This window comes from Bacillus sp. FSL W8-1127, assembly GCF_038006725.1.
Lineage (GTDB): Bacteria > Bacillota > Bacilli > Bacillales > DSM-4216 > Bacillus_O > Bacillus_O smithii.
In genome coordinates, this window is record NZ_JBBOVU010000001.1 from 98,173 (window position 1) to 112,320 (window position 14,148).

General features: G+C 48.7%; 4 protein-coding genes, 8 tRNA genes and 5 rRNA genes. All 17 read left to right on the forward strand.

From position 1 onward, the window contains the following. The first annotated feature begins 123 nt into the window (after positions 1–123). The 17 genes from NST12_RS00455 (at position 124) to clpC (ending at position 13,899) form a co-directional block, all read left to right on the forward strand. Positions 124–3,056 (forward strand): 23S ribosomal RNA (locus NST12_RS00455). Positions 3,057–3,132: 76 nt separating this feature from the next. Further along, positions 3,133–3,248 (forward strand): 5S ribosomal RNA (rrf, locus tag NST12_RS00460). 6 nt (positions 3,249–3,254) lie between these two features. Next, positions 3,255–3,330: transfer RNA gene (locus NST12_RS00465), tRNA-Val, on the forward strand. 65 nt (positions 3,331–3,395) lie between these two features. Beyond that, positions 3,396–3,468 (forward strand) — tRNA-Lys (locus NST12_RS00470). A gap of 6 nt (positions 3,469–3,474) precedes the next feature. Then, positions 3,475–3,556 (forward strand) — tRNA-Leu (locus NST12_RS00475). A 9-nt stretch (positions 3,557–3,565) separates the two neighbouring features. Then, positions 3,566–3,640: transfer RNA gene (locus NST12_RS00480), tRNA-Gly, on the forward strand. 7 nt (positions 3,641–3,647) lie between these two features. Continuing rightward, positions 3,648–3,733: transfer RNA gene (locus NST12_RS00485), tRNA-Leu, on the forward strand. Between the two features lie 7 nt (positions 3,734–3,740). Beyond that, positions 3,741–3,817 (forward strand) — tRNA-Arg (locus NST12_RS00490). Positions 3,818–3,819: 2 nt separating this feature from the next. Continuing rightward, positions 3,820–3,893, forward strand: a tRNA-Pro gene (locus tag NST12_RS00495). A 16-nt stretch (positions 3,894–3,909) separates the two neighbouring features. Further along, a tRNA-Ala gene (locus NST12_RS00500) sits at positions 3,910–3,985 on the forward strand. A gap of 136 nt (positions 3,986–4,121) precedes the next feature. Next, positions 4,122–5,676: ribosomal RNA gene (locus tag NST12_RS00505) — 16S ribosomal RNA — on the forward strand. Positions 5,677–5,811: 135 nt separating this feature from the next. Next, a 23S ribosomal RNA gene (locus tag NST12_RS00510) occupies positions 5,812–8,744 on the forward strand. A gap of 76 nt (positions 8,745–8,820) precedes the next feature. Further along, positions 8,821–8,936, forward strand: a 5S ribosomal RNA gene (gene rrf, locus NST12_RS00515). The 16S, 23S and 5S rRNA genes sit together here with 8 tRNA genes alongside, the layout of an rRNA operon. Before the next feature lie 410 nt (positions 8,937–9,346). Next, the gene (locus NST12_RS00520) at positions 9,347–9,808 is read left to right on the forward strand and encodes a CtsR family transcriptional regulator (protein WP_003354819.1); all 462 of its coding nucleotides are present in this window, start codon (positions 9,347–9,349) and stop codon (positions 9,806–9,808) included. A gap of 16 nt (positions 9,809–9,824) precedes the next feature. Then, on the forward strand, positions 9,825–10,379 hold the full coding sequence (locus NST12_RS00525) for a UvrB/UvrC motif-containing protein (RefSeq protein ID WP_003354818.1): 555 nt from the start codon (positions 9,825–9,827) through the stop codon (positions 10,377–10,379). After that, positions 10,369–11,439: a protein arginine kinase gene (locus tag NST12_RS00530; RefSeq protein WP_048622356.1), complete on the forward strand. Its 1,071-nt coding sequence runs from the start codon at positions 10,369–10,371 to the stop codon at positions 11,437–11,439. Before NST12_RS00525 ends, NST12_RS00530 begins: the two co-directional genes overlap by 11 nt. A gap of 15 nt (positions 11,440–11,454) precedes the next feature. Then, positions 11,455–13,899, forward strand: a complete 2,445-nt coding sequence (gene clpC / locus NST12_RS00535; RefSeq protein ID WP_048622357.1) for an ATP-dependent protease ATP-binding subunit ClpC — start codon at positions 11,455–11,457, stop codon at positions 13,897–13,899. Positions 13,900–14,148: the final 249 nt, after the last annotated feature.

Sequence of the window (14,148 nt, forward strand, 5' to 3'; positions counted from 1 at the left end):
TTAAGTACGCTTTTGTTTTGTTCAGTTTTGAAGGATTTCATCCTTCCAAGTTGTTCCTTGAAAACTAGATAGAAAAAAGAAGCAGCATAAACCGAGTATCGCCATCTAGGATAAAACCAACATGGTTAAGTTAGAAAGGGCGCACGGTGGATGCCTTGGCACTAGGAGCCGATGAAGGACGGGACTAACTCCGAAAAGCTCCGGGGAGCTGTACGTAAGCGTTGATCCGGAGATTTCCGAATGGGGAAACCCGCTGCCCGTAATGGGGCAGCATCCTTGCCTGAATCCATAGGGTAAGGAAGGCAACCCGGGGAACTGAAACATCTAAGTACCCGGAGGAAGAGAAAGCAACAGCGATTCCCTGAGTAGCGGCGAGCGAAACGGGAACAGCCCAAACCAGAAGGCTTGCCTTCTGGGGTTGTAGGACACCAATCGTGGAGTTACAAAGGAACGAGGTAGACGAAGAGGTCTGGAAAGGCCCGTCAGAGAAGGTAACAACCCTGTAGTCGAAACTTCGTTCCCTCCCTGGTGGATCCTGAGTACGGCGGGACACGAGGAATCCCGTCGGAAGCTGGGAGGACCATCTCCCAAGGCTAAATACTCCCTAGTGACCGATAGTGAACCAGTACCGTGAGGGAAAGGTGAAAAGCACCCCGGGAGGGGAGTGAAAGAGAACCTGAAACCGTGTGCCTACAAGTAGTCAGAGCCCGTTTACGGGTGATGGCGTGCCTTTTGTAGAATGAACCGGCGAGTTGCGATCTCATGCGAGGTTAAGTCGGAAAGACGGAGCCGCAGCGAAAGCGAGTCTGAACAGGGCGCATGAGTATGGGGTCGCAGACCCGAAACCAGGTGATCTACCCATGTCCAGGGTGAAGGTGAGGTAACACTTACTGGAGGCCCGAACCCACGCACGTTGAAAAGTGCGGGGATGAGGTGTGGGTAGGGGTGAAATTCCAATCGAACTTGGAGATAGCTGGTTCTCTCCGAAATAGCTTTAGGGCTAGCCTCAAGGAAAGAGTCTTGGAGGTAGAGCACTGTTTGGACTAGGGGCCCTCATCGGGTTACCGAATTCAGACAAACTCCGAATGCCAGCGACTTATCCTTGGGAGTCAGACTGCGAGTGATAAGATCCGTGGTCAAAAGGGAAACAGCCCAGACCGCCAGCTAAGGTCCCAAAGTATACGTTAAGTGGAAAAGGATGTGGAATTGCTTAGACAACCAGGATGTTGGCTTAGAAGCAGCCACCATTTAAAGAGTGCGTAATAGCTCACTGGTCGAGTGATTCTGCGCCGAAAATGTACCGGGGCTAAACGTATCACCGAAGCTGCGGGTGGACACCTTCGGGTGTCCGCGGTAGGAGAGCGTTCTAAGGGCAGAGAAGCCAGACCGGAAGGACTGGTGGAGCGCTTAGAAGTGAGAATGCCGGTATGAGTAGCGAAAGAAGGGTGAGAATCCCTTCCACCGAATGCCTAAGGTTTCCTGAGGAAGGCTCGTCCTCTCAGGGTTAGTCGGGACCTAAGCCGAGGCCGACAGGCGTAGGCGATGGACAACAGGTTGATATTCCTGTACCACCTCTTTTCCGTTTGAGCGATGGGGGGACGCAGGAGGATAGGGTAAGCGCACTGCTGGATGTGCGTCCAAGCAGTAAGAGGGGCAGCGAGGCAAATCCCGTTGCCACTAACCTCAAGCTGTGACGGCGAGGGAAATATAGTACCGAAGTTCCTGATTCCACACTGCCAAGAAAAGCCTCTAGCGAGGAAAAAGGTGCCCGTACCGCAAACCGACACAGGTAGGCGAGGAGAGAATCCTAAGGTGTGCGAGAGAACTCTCGTTAAGGAACTCGGCAAAATGACCCCGTAACTTCGGGAGAAGGGGTGCTTTTTGGGGTGCATAGCCCCGAGAAGCCGCAGTGAATAGGCCCAGGCGACTGTTTAGCAAAAACACAGGTCTCTGCGAAGCCGTAAGGCGAAGTATAGGGGCTGACGCCTGCCCGGTGCTGGAAGGTTAAGGGGAGCGCTTAAAGCTTTGCTTGAAGGTGCGAACCGAAGCCCCAGTAAACGGCGGCCGTAACTATAACGGTCCTAAGGTAGCGAAATTCCTTGTCAGGTAAGTTCTGACCCGCACGAAAGGCGTAACGATCTGGGCACTGTCTCAACGAGAGACTCGGTGAAATTATAGTACCTGTGAAGATGCAGGTTACCCGCGACAGGACGGAAAGACCCCGTGGAGCTTTACTGCAGCCTGATATTGAATTTTGGTACAGCTTGTACAGGATAGGTAGGAGCCTGAGAGACATGAGCGCCAGCTTGTGTGGAGGCGCCGGTGGGATACTACCCTGGCTGTACTGAAATTCTAACCCGCACCCCTGATCGGGGTGGGAGACAGTGTCAGGTGGGCAGTTTGACTGGGGCGGTCGCCTCCTAAAAGGTAACGGAGGCGCCCAAAGGTTCCCTCAGAATGGTTGGAAATCATTCGCAGAGTGCAAAGGCAGAAGGGAGCTTGACTGCGAGACCTACAAGTCGAGCAGGGACGAAAGTCGGGCTTAGTGATCCGGTGGTTCCGTATGGAAGGGCCATCGCTCAACGGATAAAAGCTACCCCGGGGATAACAGGCTTATCTCCCCCAAGAGTCCACATCGACGGGGAGGTTTGGCACCTCGATGTCGGCTCATCGCATCCTGGGGCTGTAGTCGGTCCCAAGGGTTGGGCTGTTCGCCCATTAAAGCGGTACGCGAGCTGGGTTCAGAACGTCGTGAGACAGTTCGGTCCCTATCCGTCGCGGGCGCAGGAAATTTGAGAGGAGCTGTCCTTAGTACGAGAGGACCGGGATGGACGCACCGCTGGTGTACCAGTTGTCTCGCCAGAGGCATCGCTGGGTAGCTATGTGCGGAAGGGATAAGTGCTGAAAGCATCTAAGCATGAAGCCCCCCTCAAGATGAGATTTCCCATTTCTTCGGAAAGTAAGATCCCTGAAAGATGATCAGGTAGATAGGTCCGAGGTGGAAGCGTGGTGACACGTGGAGCTGACGGATACTAATCGATCGAGGACTTAACCAAATGAAAGTGCGAAATCGGTGAAACTGCTTCTTCTATCTAGTTTTGAAGGAACAATCGTTCCGACAACTTCATACCGTCTGGTGGCGATGGCGAAGAGGTCACACCCGTTCCCATCCCGAACACGGAAGTTAAGCTCTTCAGCGCCGATGGTAGTGAGGGGATTCCCCTTGCGAGAGTAGGACGCTGCCAGGCGATGATGGAGGTTTAGCTCAGCTGGGAGAGCACTTGCCTTACAAGCAAGGGGTCGGCGGTTCGATCCCGTCAACCTCCACCATTATTTTTCTATTCATTTTCCAATATATTCATAAGTACGAAAAGAAAACAAAATAATTCCATTATGAGCCATTAGCTCAGTCGGTAGAGCATCTGACTTTTAATCAGAGGGTCGGAGGTTCGAATCCTCCATGGCTCACTTTATGCGGGTGTGGCGGAATTGGCAGACGCACCAGACTTAGGATCTGGCGCCGCAAGGCGTGGGGGTTCGACTCCCTTCACCCGCATATGTAAATGCGGAAGTAGTTCAGTGGTAGAACACCACCTTGCCAAGGTGGGGGTCGCGGGTTCGAGTCCCGTCTTCCGCTCCATTATCATGCCGGGGTGGCGGAATTGGCAGACGCACAGGACTTAAAATCCTGCGGTGGGTGACCACCGTGCCGGTTCGAGTCCGGCCCTCGGCATTCATTTGCGCCCATAGCTCAATTGGATAGAGCGTCTGACTACGGATCAGAAGGTTAGGGGTTCGACTCCTCTTGGGCGCGCCATACGGGAAGTAGCTCAGCTTGGTAGAGCACATGGTTTGGGACCATGGGGTCGCAGGTTCGAATCCTGTCTTCCCGATTGAAATAAAAGTAATGGGGCCTTAGCTCAGCTGGGAGAGCGCCTGCTTTGCACGCAGGAGGTCAGCGGTTCGATCCCGCTAGGCTCCACCAAATAATTTTAAAAAGTTATTTACATTTTTATGTTTTTAAGCTATACTTAAAAAGTTGATCGAAAATGGATCCTTGAAAACTGAACAAAACGAAGCGTAAACCAATGTTTCGATAGAAACAAGCCAAGTCAAATTTCTTTTTGGAGAGTTTGATCCTGGCTCAGGACGAACGCTGGCGGCGTGCCTAATACATGCAAGTCGAGCGGACTTTCAAGAAGCTTGCTTTTTGAAAGTTAGCGGCGGACGGGTGAGTAACACGTGGGCAACCTGCCTGCAAGACGGGGATAACTCCGGGAAACCGGGGCTAATACCGGATAATATCTTCCTTCGCATGAAGGAAGGTTGAAAGGCGGCGCAAGCTGCCGCTTGCAGATGGGCCCGCGGCGCATTAGCTAGTTGGTGAGGTAACGGCTCACCAAGGCGACGATGCGTAGCCGACCTGAGAGGGTGATCGGCCACACTGGGACTGAGACACGGCCCAGACTCCTACGGGAGGCAGCAGTAGGGAATCTTCCGCAATGGACGAAAGTCTGACGGAGCAACGCCGCGTGAGCGAAGAAGGTCTTCGGATCGTAAAGCTCTGTTGTCAGGGAAGAACAAGTACCGTTCGAACAGGGCGGTACCTTGACGGTACCTGACCAGAAAGCCACGGCTAACTACGTGCCAGCAGCCGCGGTAATACGTAGGTGGCAAGCGTTGTCCGGAATTATTGGGCGTAAAGCGCGCGCAGGCGGTCTCTTAAGTCTGATGTGAAAGCCCACGGCTCAACCGTGGAGGGTCATTGGAAACTGGGAGACTTGAGTGCAGAAGAGGAGAGCGGAATTCCACGTGTAGCGGTGAAATGCGTAGAGATGTGGAGGAACACCAGTGGCGAAGGCGGCTCTCTGGTCTGTAACTGACGCTGAGGCGCGAAAGCGTGGGGAGCGAACAGGATTAGATACCCTGGTAGTCCACGCCGTAAACGATGAGTGCTAAGTGTTAGAGGGCTTCCACCCTTTAGTGCTGCAGCTAACGCATTAAGCACTCCGCCTGGGGAGTACGGCCGCAAGGCTGAAACTCAAAGGAATTGACGGGGGCCCGCACAAGCGGTGGAGCATGTGGTTTAATTCGAAGCAACGCGAAGAACCTTACCAGGTCTTGACATCCTTCGCTACCTCTAGAGATAGAGGGTTCCCCTTCGGGGGACGGAGTGACAGGTGGTGCATGGTTGTCGTCAGCTCGTGTCGTGAGATGTTGGGTTAAGTCCCGCAACGAGCGCAACCCTTGACCTTAGTTGCCAGCATTCAGTTGGGCACTCTAAGGTGACTGCCGGTGACAAACCGGAGGAAGGTGGGGATGACGTCAAATCATCATGCCCCTTATGACCTGGGCTACACACGTGCTACAATGGATGGTACAAAGGGTCGCGAAACCGCGAGGTGGAGCTAATCCCAAAAAACCATTCTCAGTTCGGATTGCAGGCTGCAACTCGCCTGCATGAAGCCGGAATCGCTAGTAATCGCGGATCAGCATGCCGCGGTGAATACGTTCCCGGGCCTTGTACACACCGCCCGTCACACCACGAGAGTTTGCAACACCCGAAGTCGGTGAGGTAACCCTTACGGGAGCCAGCCGCCGAAGGTGGGGCAGATGATTGGGGTGAAGTCGTAACAAGGTAGCCGTATCGGAAGGTGCGGCTGGATCACCTCCTTTCTAGGGATATTCTTAAGTACGCTTTTGTTTTGTTCAGTTTTGAAGGATTTCATCCTTCCAAGTTGTTCCTTGAAAACTAGATAGAAAAAAGAAGCAGCATAAACCGAGTATCGCCATCTAGGATAAAACCAACATGGTTAAGTTAGAAAGGGCGCACGGTGGATGCCTTGGCACTAGGAGCCGATGAAGGACGGGACTAACTCCGAAAAGCTCCGGGGAGCTGTACGTAAGCGTTGATCCGGAGATTTCCGAATGGGGAAACCCGCTGCCCGTAATGGGGCAGCATCCTTGCCTGAATCCATAGGGTAAGGAAGGCAACCCGGGGAACTGAAACATCTAAGTACCCGGAGGAAGAGAAAGCAACAGCGATTCCCTGAGTAGCGGCGAGCGAAACGGGAACAGCCCAAACCAGAAGGCTTGCCTTCTGGGGTTGTAGGACACCAATCGTGGAGTTACAAAGGAACGAGGTAGACGAAGAGGTCTGGAAAGGCCCGTCAGAGAAGGTAACAACCCTGTAGTCGAAACTTCGTTCCCTCCCTGGTGGATCCTGAGTACGGCGGGACACGAGGAATCCCGTCGGAAGCTGGGAGGACCATCTCCCAAGGCTAAATACTCCCTAGTGACCGATAGTGAACCAGTACCGTGAGGGAAAGGTGAAAAGCACCCCGGGAGGGGAGTGAAAGAGAACCTGAAACCGTGTGCCTACAAGTAGTCAGAGCCCGTTTACGGGTGATGGCGTGCCTTTTGTAGAATGAACCGGCGAGTTGCGATCTCATGCGAGGTTAAGTCGGAAAGACGGAGCCGCAGCGAAAGCGAGTCTGAACAGGGCGCATGAGTATGGGGTCGCAGACCCGAAACCAGGTGATCTACCCATGTCCAGGGTGAAGGTGAGGTAACACTTACTGGAGGCCCGAACCCACGCACGTTGAAAAGTGCGGGGATGAGGTGTGGGTAGGGGTGAAATTCCAATCGAACTTGGAGATAGCTGGTTCTCTCCGAAATAGCTTTAGGGCTAGCCTCAAGGAAAGAGTCTTGGAGGTAGAGCACTGTTTGGACTAGGGGCCCTCATCGGGTTACCGAATTCAGACAAACTCCGAATGCCAGCGACTTATCCTTGGGAGTCAGACTGCGAGTGATAAGATCCGTGGTCAAAAGGGAAACAGCCCAGACCGCCAGCTAAGGTCCCAAAGTATACGTTAAGTGGAAAAGGATGTGGAATTGCTTAGACAACCAGGATGTTGGCTTAGAAGCAGCCACCATTTAAAGAGTGCGTAATAGCTCACTGGTCGAGTGATTCTGCGCCGAAAATGTACCGGGGCTAAACGTATCACCGAAGCTGCGGGTGGACACCTTCGGGTGTCCGCGGTAGGAGAGCGTTCTAAGGGCAGAGAAGCCAGACCGGAAGGACTGGTGGAGCGCTTAGAAGTGAGAATGCCGGTATGAGTAGCGAAAGAAGGGTGAGAATCCCTTCCACCGAATGCCTAAGGTTTCCTGAGGAAGGCTCGTCCTCTCAGGGTTAGTCGGGACCTAAGCCGAGGCCGACAGGCGTAGGCGATGGACAACAGGTTGATATTCCTGTACCACCTCTTTTCCGTTTGAGCGATGGGGGGACGCAGGAGGATAGGGTAAGCGCACTGCTGGATGTGCGTCCAAGCAGTAAGAGGGGCAGCGAGGCAAATCCCGTTGCCACTAACCTCAAGCTGTGACGGCGAGGGAAATATAGTACCGAAGTTCCTGATTCCACACTGCCAAGAAAAGCCTCTAGCGAGGAAAAAGGTGCCCGTACCGCAAACCGACACAGGTAGGCGAGGAGAGAATCCTAAGGTGTGCGAGAGAACTCTCGTTAAGGAACTCGGCAAAATGACCCCGTAACTTCGGGAGAAGGGGTGCTTTTTGGGGTGCATAGCCCCGAGAAGCCGCAGTGAATAGGCCCAGGCGACTGTTTAGCAAAAACACAGGTCTCTGCGAAGCCGTAAGGCGAAGTATAGGGGCTGACGCCTGCCCGGTGCTGGAAGGTTAAGGGGAGCGCTTAAAGCTTTGCTTGAAGGTGCGAACCGAAGCCCCAGTAAACGGCGGCCGTAACTATAACGGTCCTAAGGTAGCGAAATTCCTTGTCAGGTAAGTTCTGACCCGCACGAAAGGCGTAACGATCTGGGCACTGTCTCAACGAGAGACTCGGTGAAATTATAGTACCTGTGAAGATGCAGGTTACCCGCGACAGGACGGAAAGACCCCGTGGAGCTTTACTGCAGCCTGATATTGAATTTTGGTACAGCTTGTACAGGATAGGTAGGAGCCTGAGAGACATGAGCGCCAGCTTGTGTGGAGGCGCCGGTGGGATACTACCCTGGCTGTACTGAAATTCTAACCCGCACCCCTGATCGGGGTGGGAGACAGTGTCAGGTGGGCAGTTTGACTGGGGCGGTCGCCTCCTAAAAGGTAACGGAGGCGCCCAAAGGTTCCCTCAGAATGGTTGGAAATCATTCGCAGAGTGCAAAGGCAGAAGGGAGCTTGACTGCGAGACCTACAAGTCGAGCAGGGACGAAAGTCGGGCTTAGTGATCCGGTGGTTCCGTATGGAAGGGCCATCGCTCAACGGATAAAAGCTACCCCGGGGATAACAGGCTTATCTCCCCCAAGAGTCCACATCGACGGGGAGGTTTGGCACCTCGATGTCGGCTCATCGCATCCTGGGGCTGTAGTCGGTCCCAAGGGTTGGGCTGTTCGCCCATTAAAGCGGTACGCGAGCTGGGTTCAGAACGTCGTGAGACAGTTCGGTCCCTATCCGTCGCGGGCGCAGGAAATTTGAGAGGAGCTGTCCTTAGTACGAGAGGACCGGGATGGACGCACCGCTGGTGTACCAGTTGTCTCGCCAGAGGCATCGCTGGGTAGCTATGTGCGGAAGGGATAAGTGCTGAAAGCATCTAAGCATGAAGCCCCCCTCAAGATGAGATTTCCCATTTCTTCGGAAAGTAAGATCCCTGAAAGATGATCAGGTAGATAGGTCCGAGGTGGAAGCGTGGTGACACGTGGAGCTGACGGATACTAATCGATCGAGGACTTAACCAAATGAAAGTGCGAAATCGGTGAAACTGCTTCTTCTATCTAGTTTTGAAGGAACAATCGTTCCGACAACTTCATACCGTCTGGTGGCGATGGCGAAGAGGTCACACCCGTTCCCATCCCGAACACGGAAGTTAAGCTCTTCAGCGCCGATGGTAGTGAGGGGATTCCCCTTGCGAGAGTAGGACGCTGCCAGGCAGAAAATCCCATTACAATCGTAATGGGTTTTTTTGTGCACCAAGAATGGGAGCAATTTATTTGCGTTAAATTTCATTGAAACGCCGTCTATCGGACAGGAGGGGCTAATCCCCTTTTTTCCTACTCGATTATCGAGCAAAATCTAGTATTTTTTAATTTGTTCTTTTCTTTTTGCGCCAAAAAAGAATAAAATGGCCGAGAATTGTTAACATTATTGATCGTAAGAATAAAATAATTGAAAAGAGAAATGTCGTGAAGGGATTCTTGGCTTTTGCGGCAAGTCGATTTGCAGCATTCATTTTTTTTGTTATGAAAAAGCGGATCATACATACTTAAAAATTGCCAAACAAGAGTTATTTCCGTTATAATTAATGTCAAATATAGTCAAAGTCAGAAGAGGAGGAGGCTTGGTGAGAAACATATCGGACATTATTGAAAATTACTTAAAAAAAGTTTTAGAAATGAGCGAAAGTGAAATTGTAGAAATAAAAAGAAGTGAAATTGCCGATAAATTTCAATGTGTCCCTTCTCAAATTAATTATGTGATAAACACAAGATTTACGATTGAAAGAGGCTATTTAGTGGAAAGCAAAAGAGGCGGCGGTGGATATATACGCATCATGAAAGTTCAGACTCATGATCAATCCCACTTAATAGACCAGTTGATTTCCTTAGTCGGGAATCGAATTTCTCAAGCGAACGCCGAACAGATTGTATATAGATTAGTGGAAGAAGAGGTTATTTCCAAAAGGGAAGCCAAAATTATGATCAGTGTTATGGATCGCTCTGTTTTATATATTGATTTGCCGGAGCGGGACGAGTTAAGAGCGAGAATGCTTAAGGCGATGCTTTTAACTTTAAAATTCAAGTAATGGAGAGGTGAATATTGTGATATGCCAGGAATGTCATCTGCGCCCAGCCACTCTTCATTTCACAAAGATCATTAACGGAGAAAAAACAGAATTTCATTTGTGTGAGCATTGTGCAAAAGAAAAAGGGGAATTTTCTTTTTTTGGAGGAAGCCAAGGGTTTTCCATTAACAACCTTCTAGCGGGATTGTTTAACGTTGAGCCTGTTTTTCAAAAGGTAGATCAGAATCCTTTTGTTCAGCCGGATGAATTGCAATGCGACTATTGTCATATGACGTTTCAACAATTTGTGAATACAGGGAAATTTGGCTGTTCGCATTGTTACAAAACGTTTGCGGACCATATAGATTCTATATTAAAACGACTACATGGAGGAAATAATGCTCATCATGGCAAAATCCCTAAACGAAAAGGAGGAGCCCTGCACTTAAAAAAGAAAATTGCCCATTTGAAGCAGCAACTTCAGTCGTTAGTAGCTAAAGAGGAGTTTGAAAAAGCGGCGCAAGTCCGTGATGAAATTCGCTCTCTTGAAAGTCAAATCAATCAAGAGGGAGGAGAAAATCATGTCTCTTGAGAAATTTATTAATCATGCTGTAAGTTCTTGGATGAAAAACGAAGGCCCTCACTCTGACATCGTATTGAGTTCCCGAATCAGGCTGGCTCGGAATTTAGAAAATCATCAATTTCCTACCGTTTTTTCTGGCGATGAGGCGATGAAAGTCGTGCATGAAGTGGGAGAAGCTTTAAAAAGGTTTCCCGGGATGAATGAAAATCCTCTGGAATTGCTGTTAATGAATGAACTGCAGCCGCTTCAAAAAAGAGTGCTTGTAGAAAAGCATCTCATTAGTCCTCTTCTCGCAGAAGGTACCAATTACGGAGCTGTTTTTTTGTCAGAAAATGAAGATATCAGCATTATGGTGAACGAAGAAGATCATATTCGTATACAATGCCTGGCTTCTGGATTACAATTAAAGGAAACTTTAGTTAAAGCCAACCAAATTGATGATTTGATCGAAGAAAAAGTTCCATATGCTTTTGACGAAAAAATCGGCTATCTCACGAGTTGTCCCACAAATGTTGGCACCGGCCTTCGCGCATCCGTCATGGTTCATCTTCCGGCACTTGTCATGACTCAACAAATGAATCAGATCATTCCGGCAATTAATCAATTAGGGCTGGTCGTCCGAGGAATTTATGGTGAAGGAAGCCAATCAGTGGGGAATTTATTCCAAATCTCTAATCAGCTGACATTAGGGAAATCAGAAGAGGAAATCGTTAACGATTTAATAAGCGTTGTTTCCCAAATTATTGATCAAGAAAGATCCGCTAGAGAAGCATTGGTCAAAACAAATCATATACAATTGGAAGACAGGATTTTCCGTTCCTATGGAGTGTTGGCCAATTCGCGTATTATTGAATCAAAAGAAGCAGCTCAATGTCTTTCCGATGTTAGATTAGGTATAGATTTAGGTTATATTAATACTATTTCTAAGAATGTTTTAAATGAATTATTGATTTTAACTCAGCCGGGATTTTTGCAACAGTATGCAGGAGCTTCGCTTCGCCCCGAGGAACGAGATGTACGCAGAGCGACATTGATTCGGGAAAAATTAAGACAGGAACATGGATATTAAAGGAGGAGAAAAGAGATGATGTTTGGGAGATTTACCGAAAGGGCTCAGAAAGTTCTGGCATTAGCTCAAGAAGAGGCAATCCGTCTTGGACACAATAATATCGGAACCGAGCATATTTTATTAGGGTTGGTAAGGGAAGGCGAAGGAATTGCGGCGAAGGCTCTTTACGGTTTAGGTTTGAGCCCTGAAAAAATTCAGAATGAAGTGGAGAATTTAATTGGGAAAGGCCAAGGAGTCGCCCAAACCATTCATTATACGCCAAGGGCTAAAAAAGTAATTGAGCTTTCAATGGATGAAGCCAGAAAACTGGGACATTCTTATGTTGGAACCGAGCATATTTTACTCGGGTTGATCCGAGAAGGCGAAGGTGTTGCGGCCCGCGTATTGAACAATTTAGGAATTAGTTTAAATAAAGCTCGTCAACAAGTGCTGCAGCTTTTAGGAAGCAATGAAACGAATGGGCATGCATCAGGATCGTCCGCCCATGCCAATACGCCGACACTGGATAGCTTGGCTAGAGATTTGACAGCTATTGCTCGCGACGGAAAACTTGATCCTGTGATCGGACGTAGTAAAGAAATTCAACGTGTGATTGAAGTGTTAAGCCGCAGAACGAAAAACAATCCAGTATTGATTGGTGAACCGGGTGTTGGGAAAACAGCCATTGCGGAAGGATTAGCCCAACAAATTGTCAATAATGAAGTGCCGGAAACTCTTCGTGATAAACGAGTTATGACATTGGATATGGGGACCGTTGTAGCCGGAACGAAATATCGAGGAGAATTTGAAGACCGTTTGAAAAAAGTCATGGATGAAATCCGGCAAGCTGGAAATATTATTTTGTTTATCGACGAGCTTCATACTTTAATCGGTGCGGGAGGAGCAGAAGGCGCCATTGACGCATCCAATATATTGAAGCCGGCATTGGCAAGAGGCGAGTTGCAATGCATTGGAGCAACAACATTAGATGAATATCGCAAATATATCGAAAAAGATGCTGCTTTGGAAAGACGCTTTCAGCCTATTCAAGTAGATGAACCGACCATTGAAGAATCGATTCAAATTTTAAAAGGGCTAAGAGATCGCTACGAAGCACATCACCGTGTATCCATTACAGATGAGGCGATTGAAGCGGCGGTTAAATTATCGGATCGTTATATTTCGGATCGTTTCTTGCCGGATAAAGCGATTGACCTTATTGATGAAGCAGGCTCAAAAGTAAGATTACGCTCCTTTACCACTCCTCCGAATTTAAAAGAACTGGAGCAAAAACTTGAAGAAATTAGAAAAGAAAAAGATGCAGCTGTACAAAGCCAAGAATTTGAAAAAGCAGCTTCTTTAAGAGACGCTGAGCAAAAATTGCGCGAGCAGTTGGAAGAAACGAAAAAATCTTGGAAAGAAAAACAAGGAAAAGAAAACAGCGAAGTGACGGTTGAAGATATTGCGACAGTTGTTTCCAGCTGGACAGGAATCCCTGTTTCCAAATTGGCACAAACTGAAACAGAAAGATTGTTAAATCTTGAAGAAATTCTACATTCGCGGGTCATTGGCCAGGAAGAAGCTGTAAAAGCGGTGGCTAAAGCTGTTCGTCGTGCACGGGCAGGATTAAAAGATCCAAAACGTCCAATCGGCTCCTTTATTTTCCTCGGACCGACCGGAGTTGGGAAAACAGAGCTGGCTAGAGCATTGGCGGAAGCTATGTTTGGCGATGAAGATGCTATGATCCGAATCGATATGTCAGAATACATGGAGAAACATTCGACTTCCCGTTTAGTTGGTTCTCCTCCTGGTTATGTCGGATTTGAGGAAGGCGGACAATTGACAGAAAAGGTTAGACGCAAGCCGTATTCTGTTATATTGCTAGACGAAATTGAAAAAGCGCATCCGGATGTTTTCAACATTCTTCTTCAAGTATTAGAAGATGGCCGTTTAACTGATTCAAAAGGTAGAACGGTTGACTTCCGGAATACAGTTCTGATAATGACGTCCAATGTGGGCGCTGAAGCGTTGAAGAAAAACAAGTATGTTGGATTTAATATTCAGGACGGCGAGCAGGAATTTAAAGATATGAAAGGGAAAGTGCTGGAAGAACTCAAAAGAGCATTTCGTCCTGAATTTTTAAATCGAATTGACGAAATTATTGTGTTCCATTCGTTGGAAAAAGATCAATTGAAACAGATTGTTTCGTTAATGTCTGATCAATTAACCAAACGTTTGAAAGAGCAGCATATTGAGCTTGAACTGACCGATAAAGCAAAAGAGAAAATTGCCGAAGAAGGATACGATCCTGAATATGGAGCTCGTCCGTTGCGTCGGGCGATCCAGAAACATATTGAAGATCGGCTGTCGGAAGAACTTTTAAAAGGCAATATCCATCCAGGACAAAATGTCGTGATTGACGTGGAAAATAACGAATTCGTCGTAAAAACAAAACAACCGTCAATTGGAGTAATGGAATGACATCTAAAAAGTACCCTATCCCGATTCTGGAAGAATTCGGATCTAAAGCCGTTACAACCTCCCTTTGATGCCCGGAGATATCGAAAGTTATTTGGCTTCGTTAAAGTTATCAGTTAGCAGGTCAGGGAGTTATCAGGCTTTTGAATAAAGGACCTTTTCCCAAGGAAATTTGAGGATGATGTCTGTCCAGGGGGAAATCAACAAGAGGTACGCGTATGATAAGCATCCGTGTACCTCTTTTTTATCTTG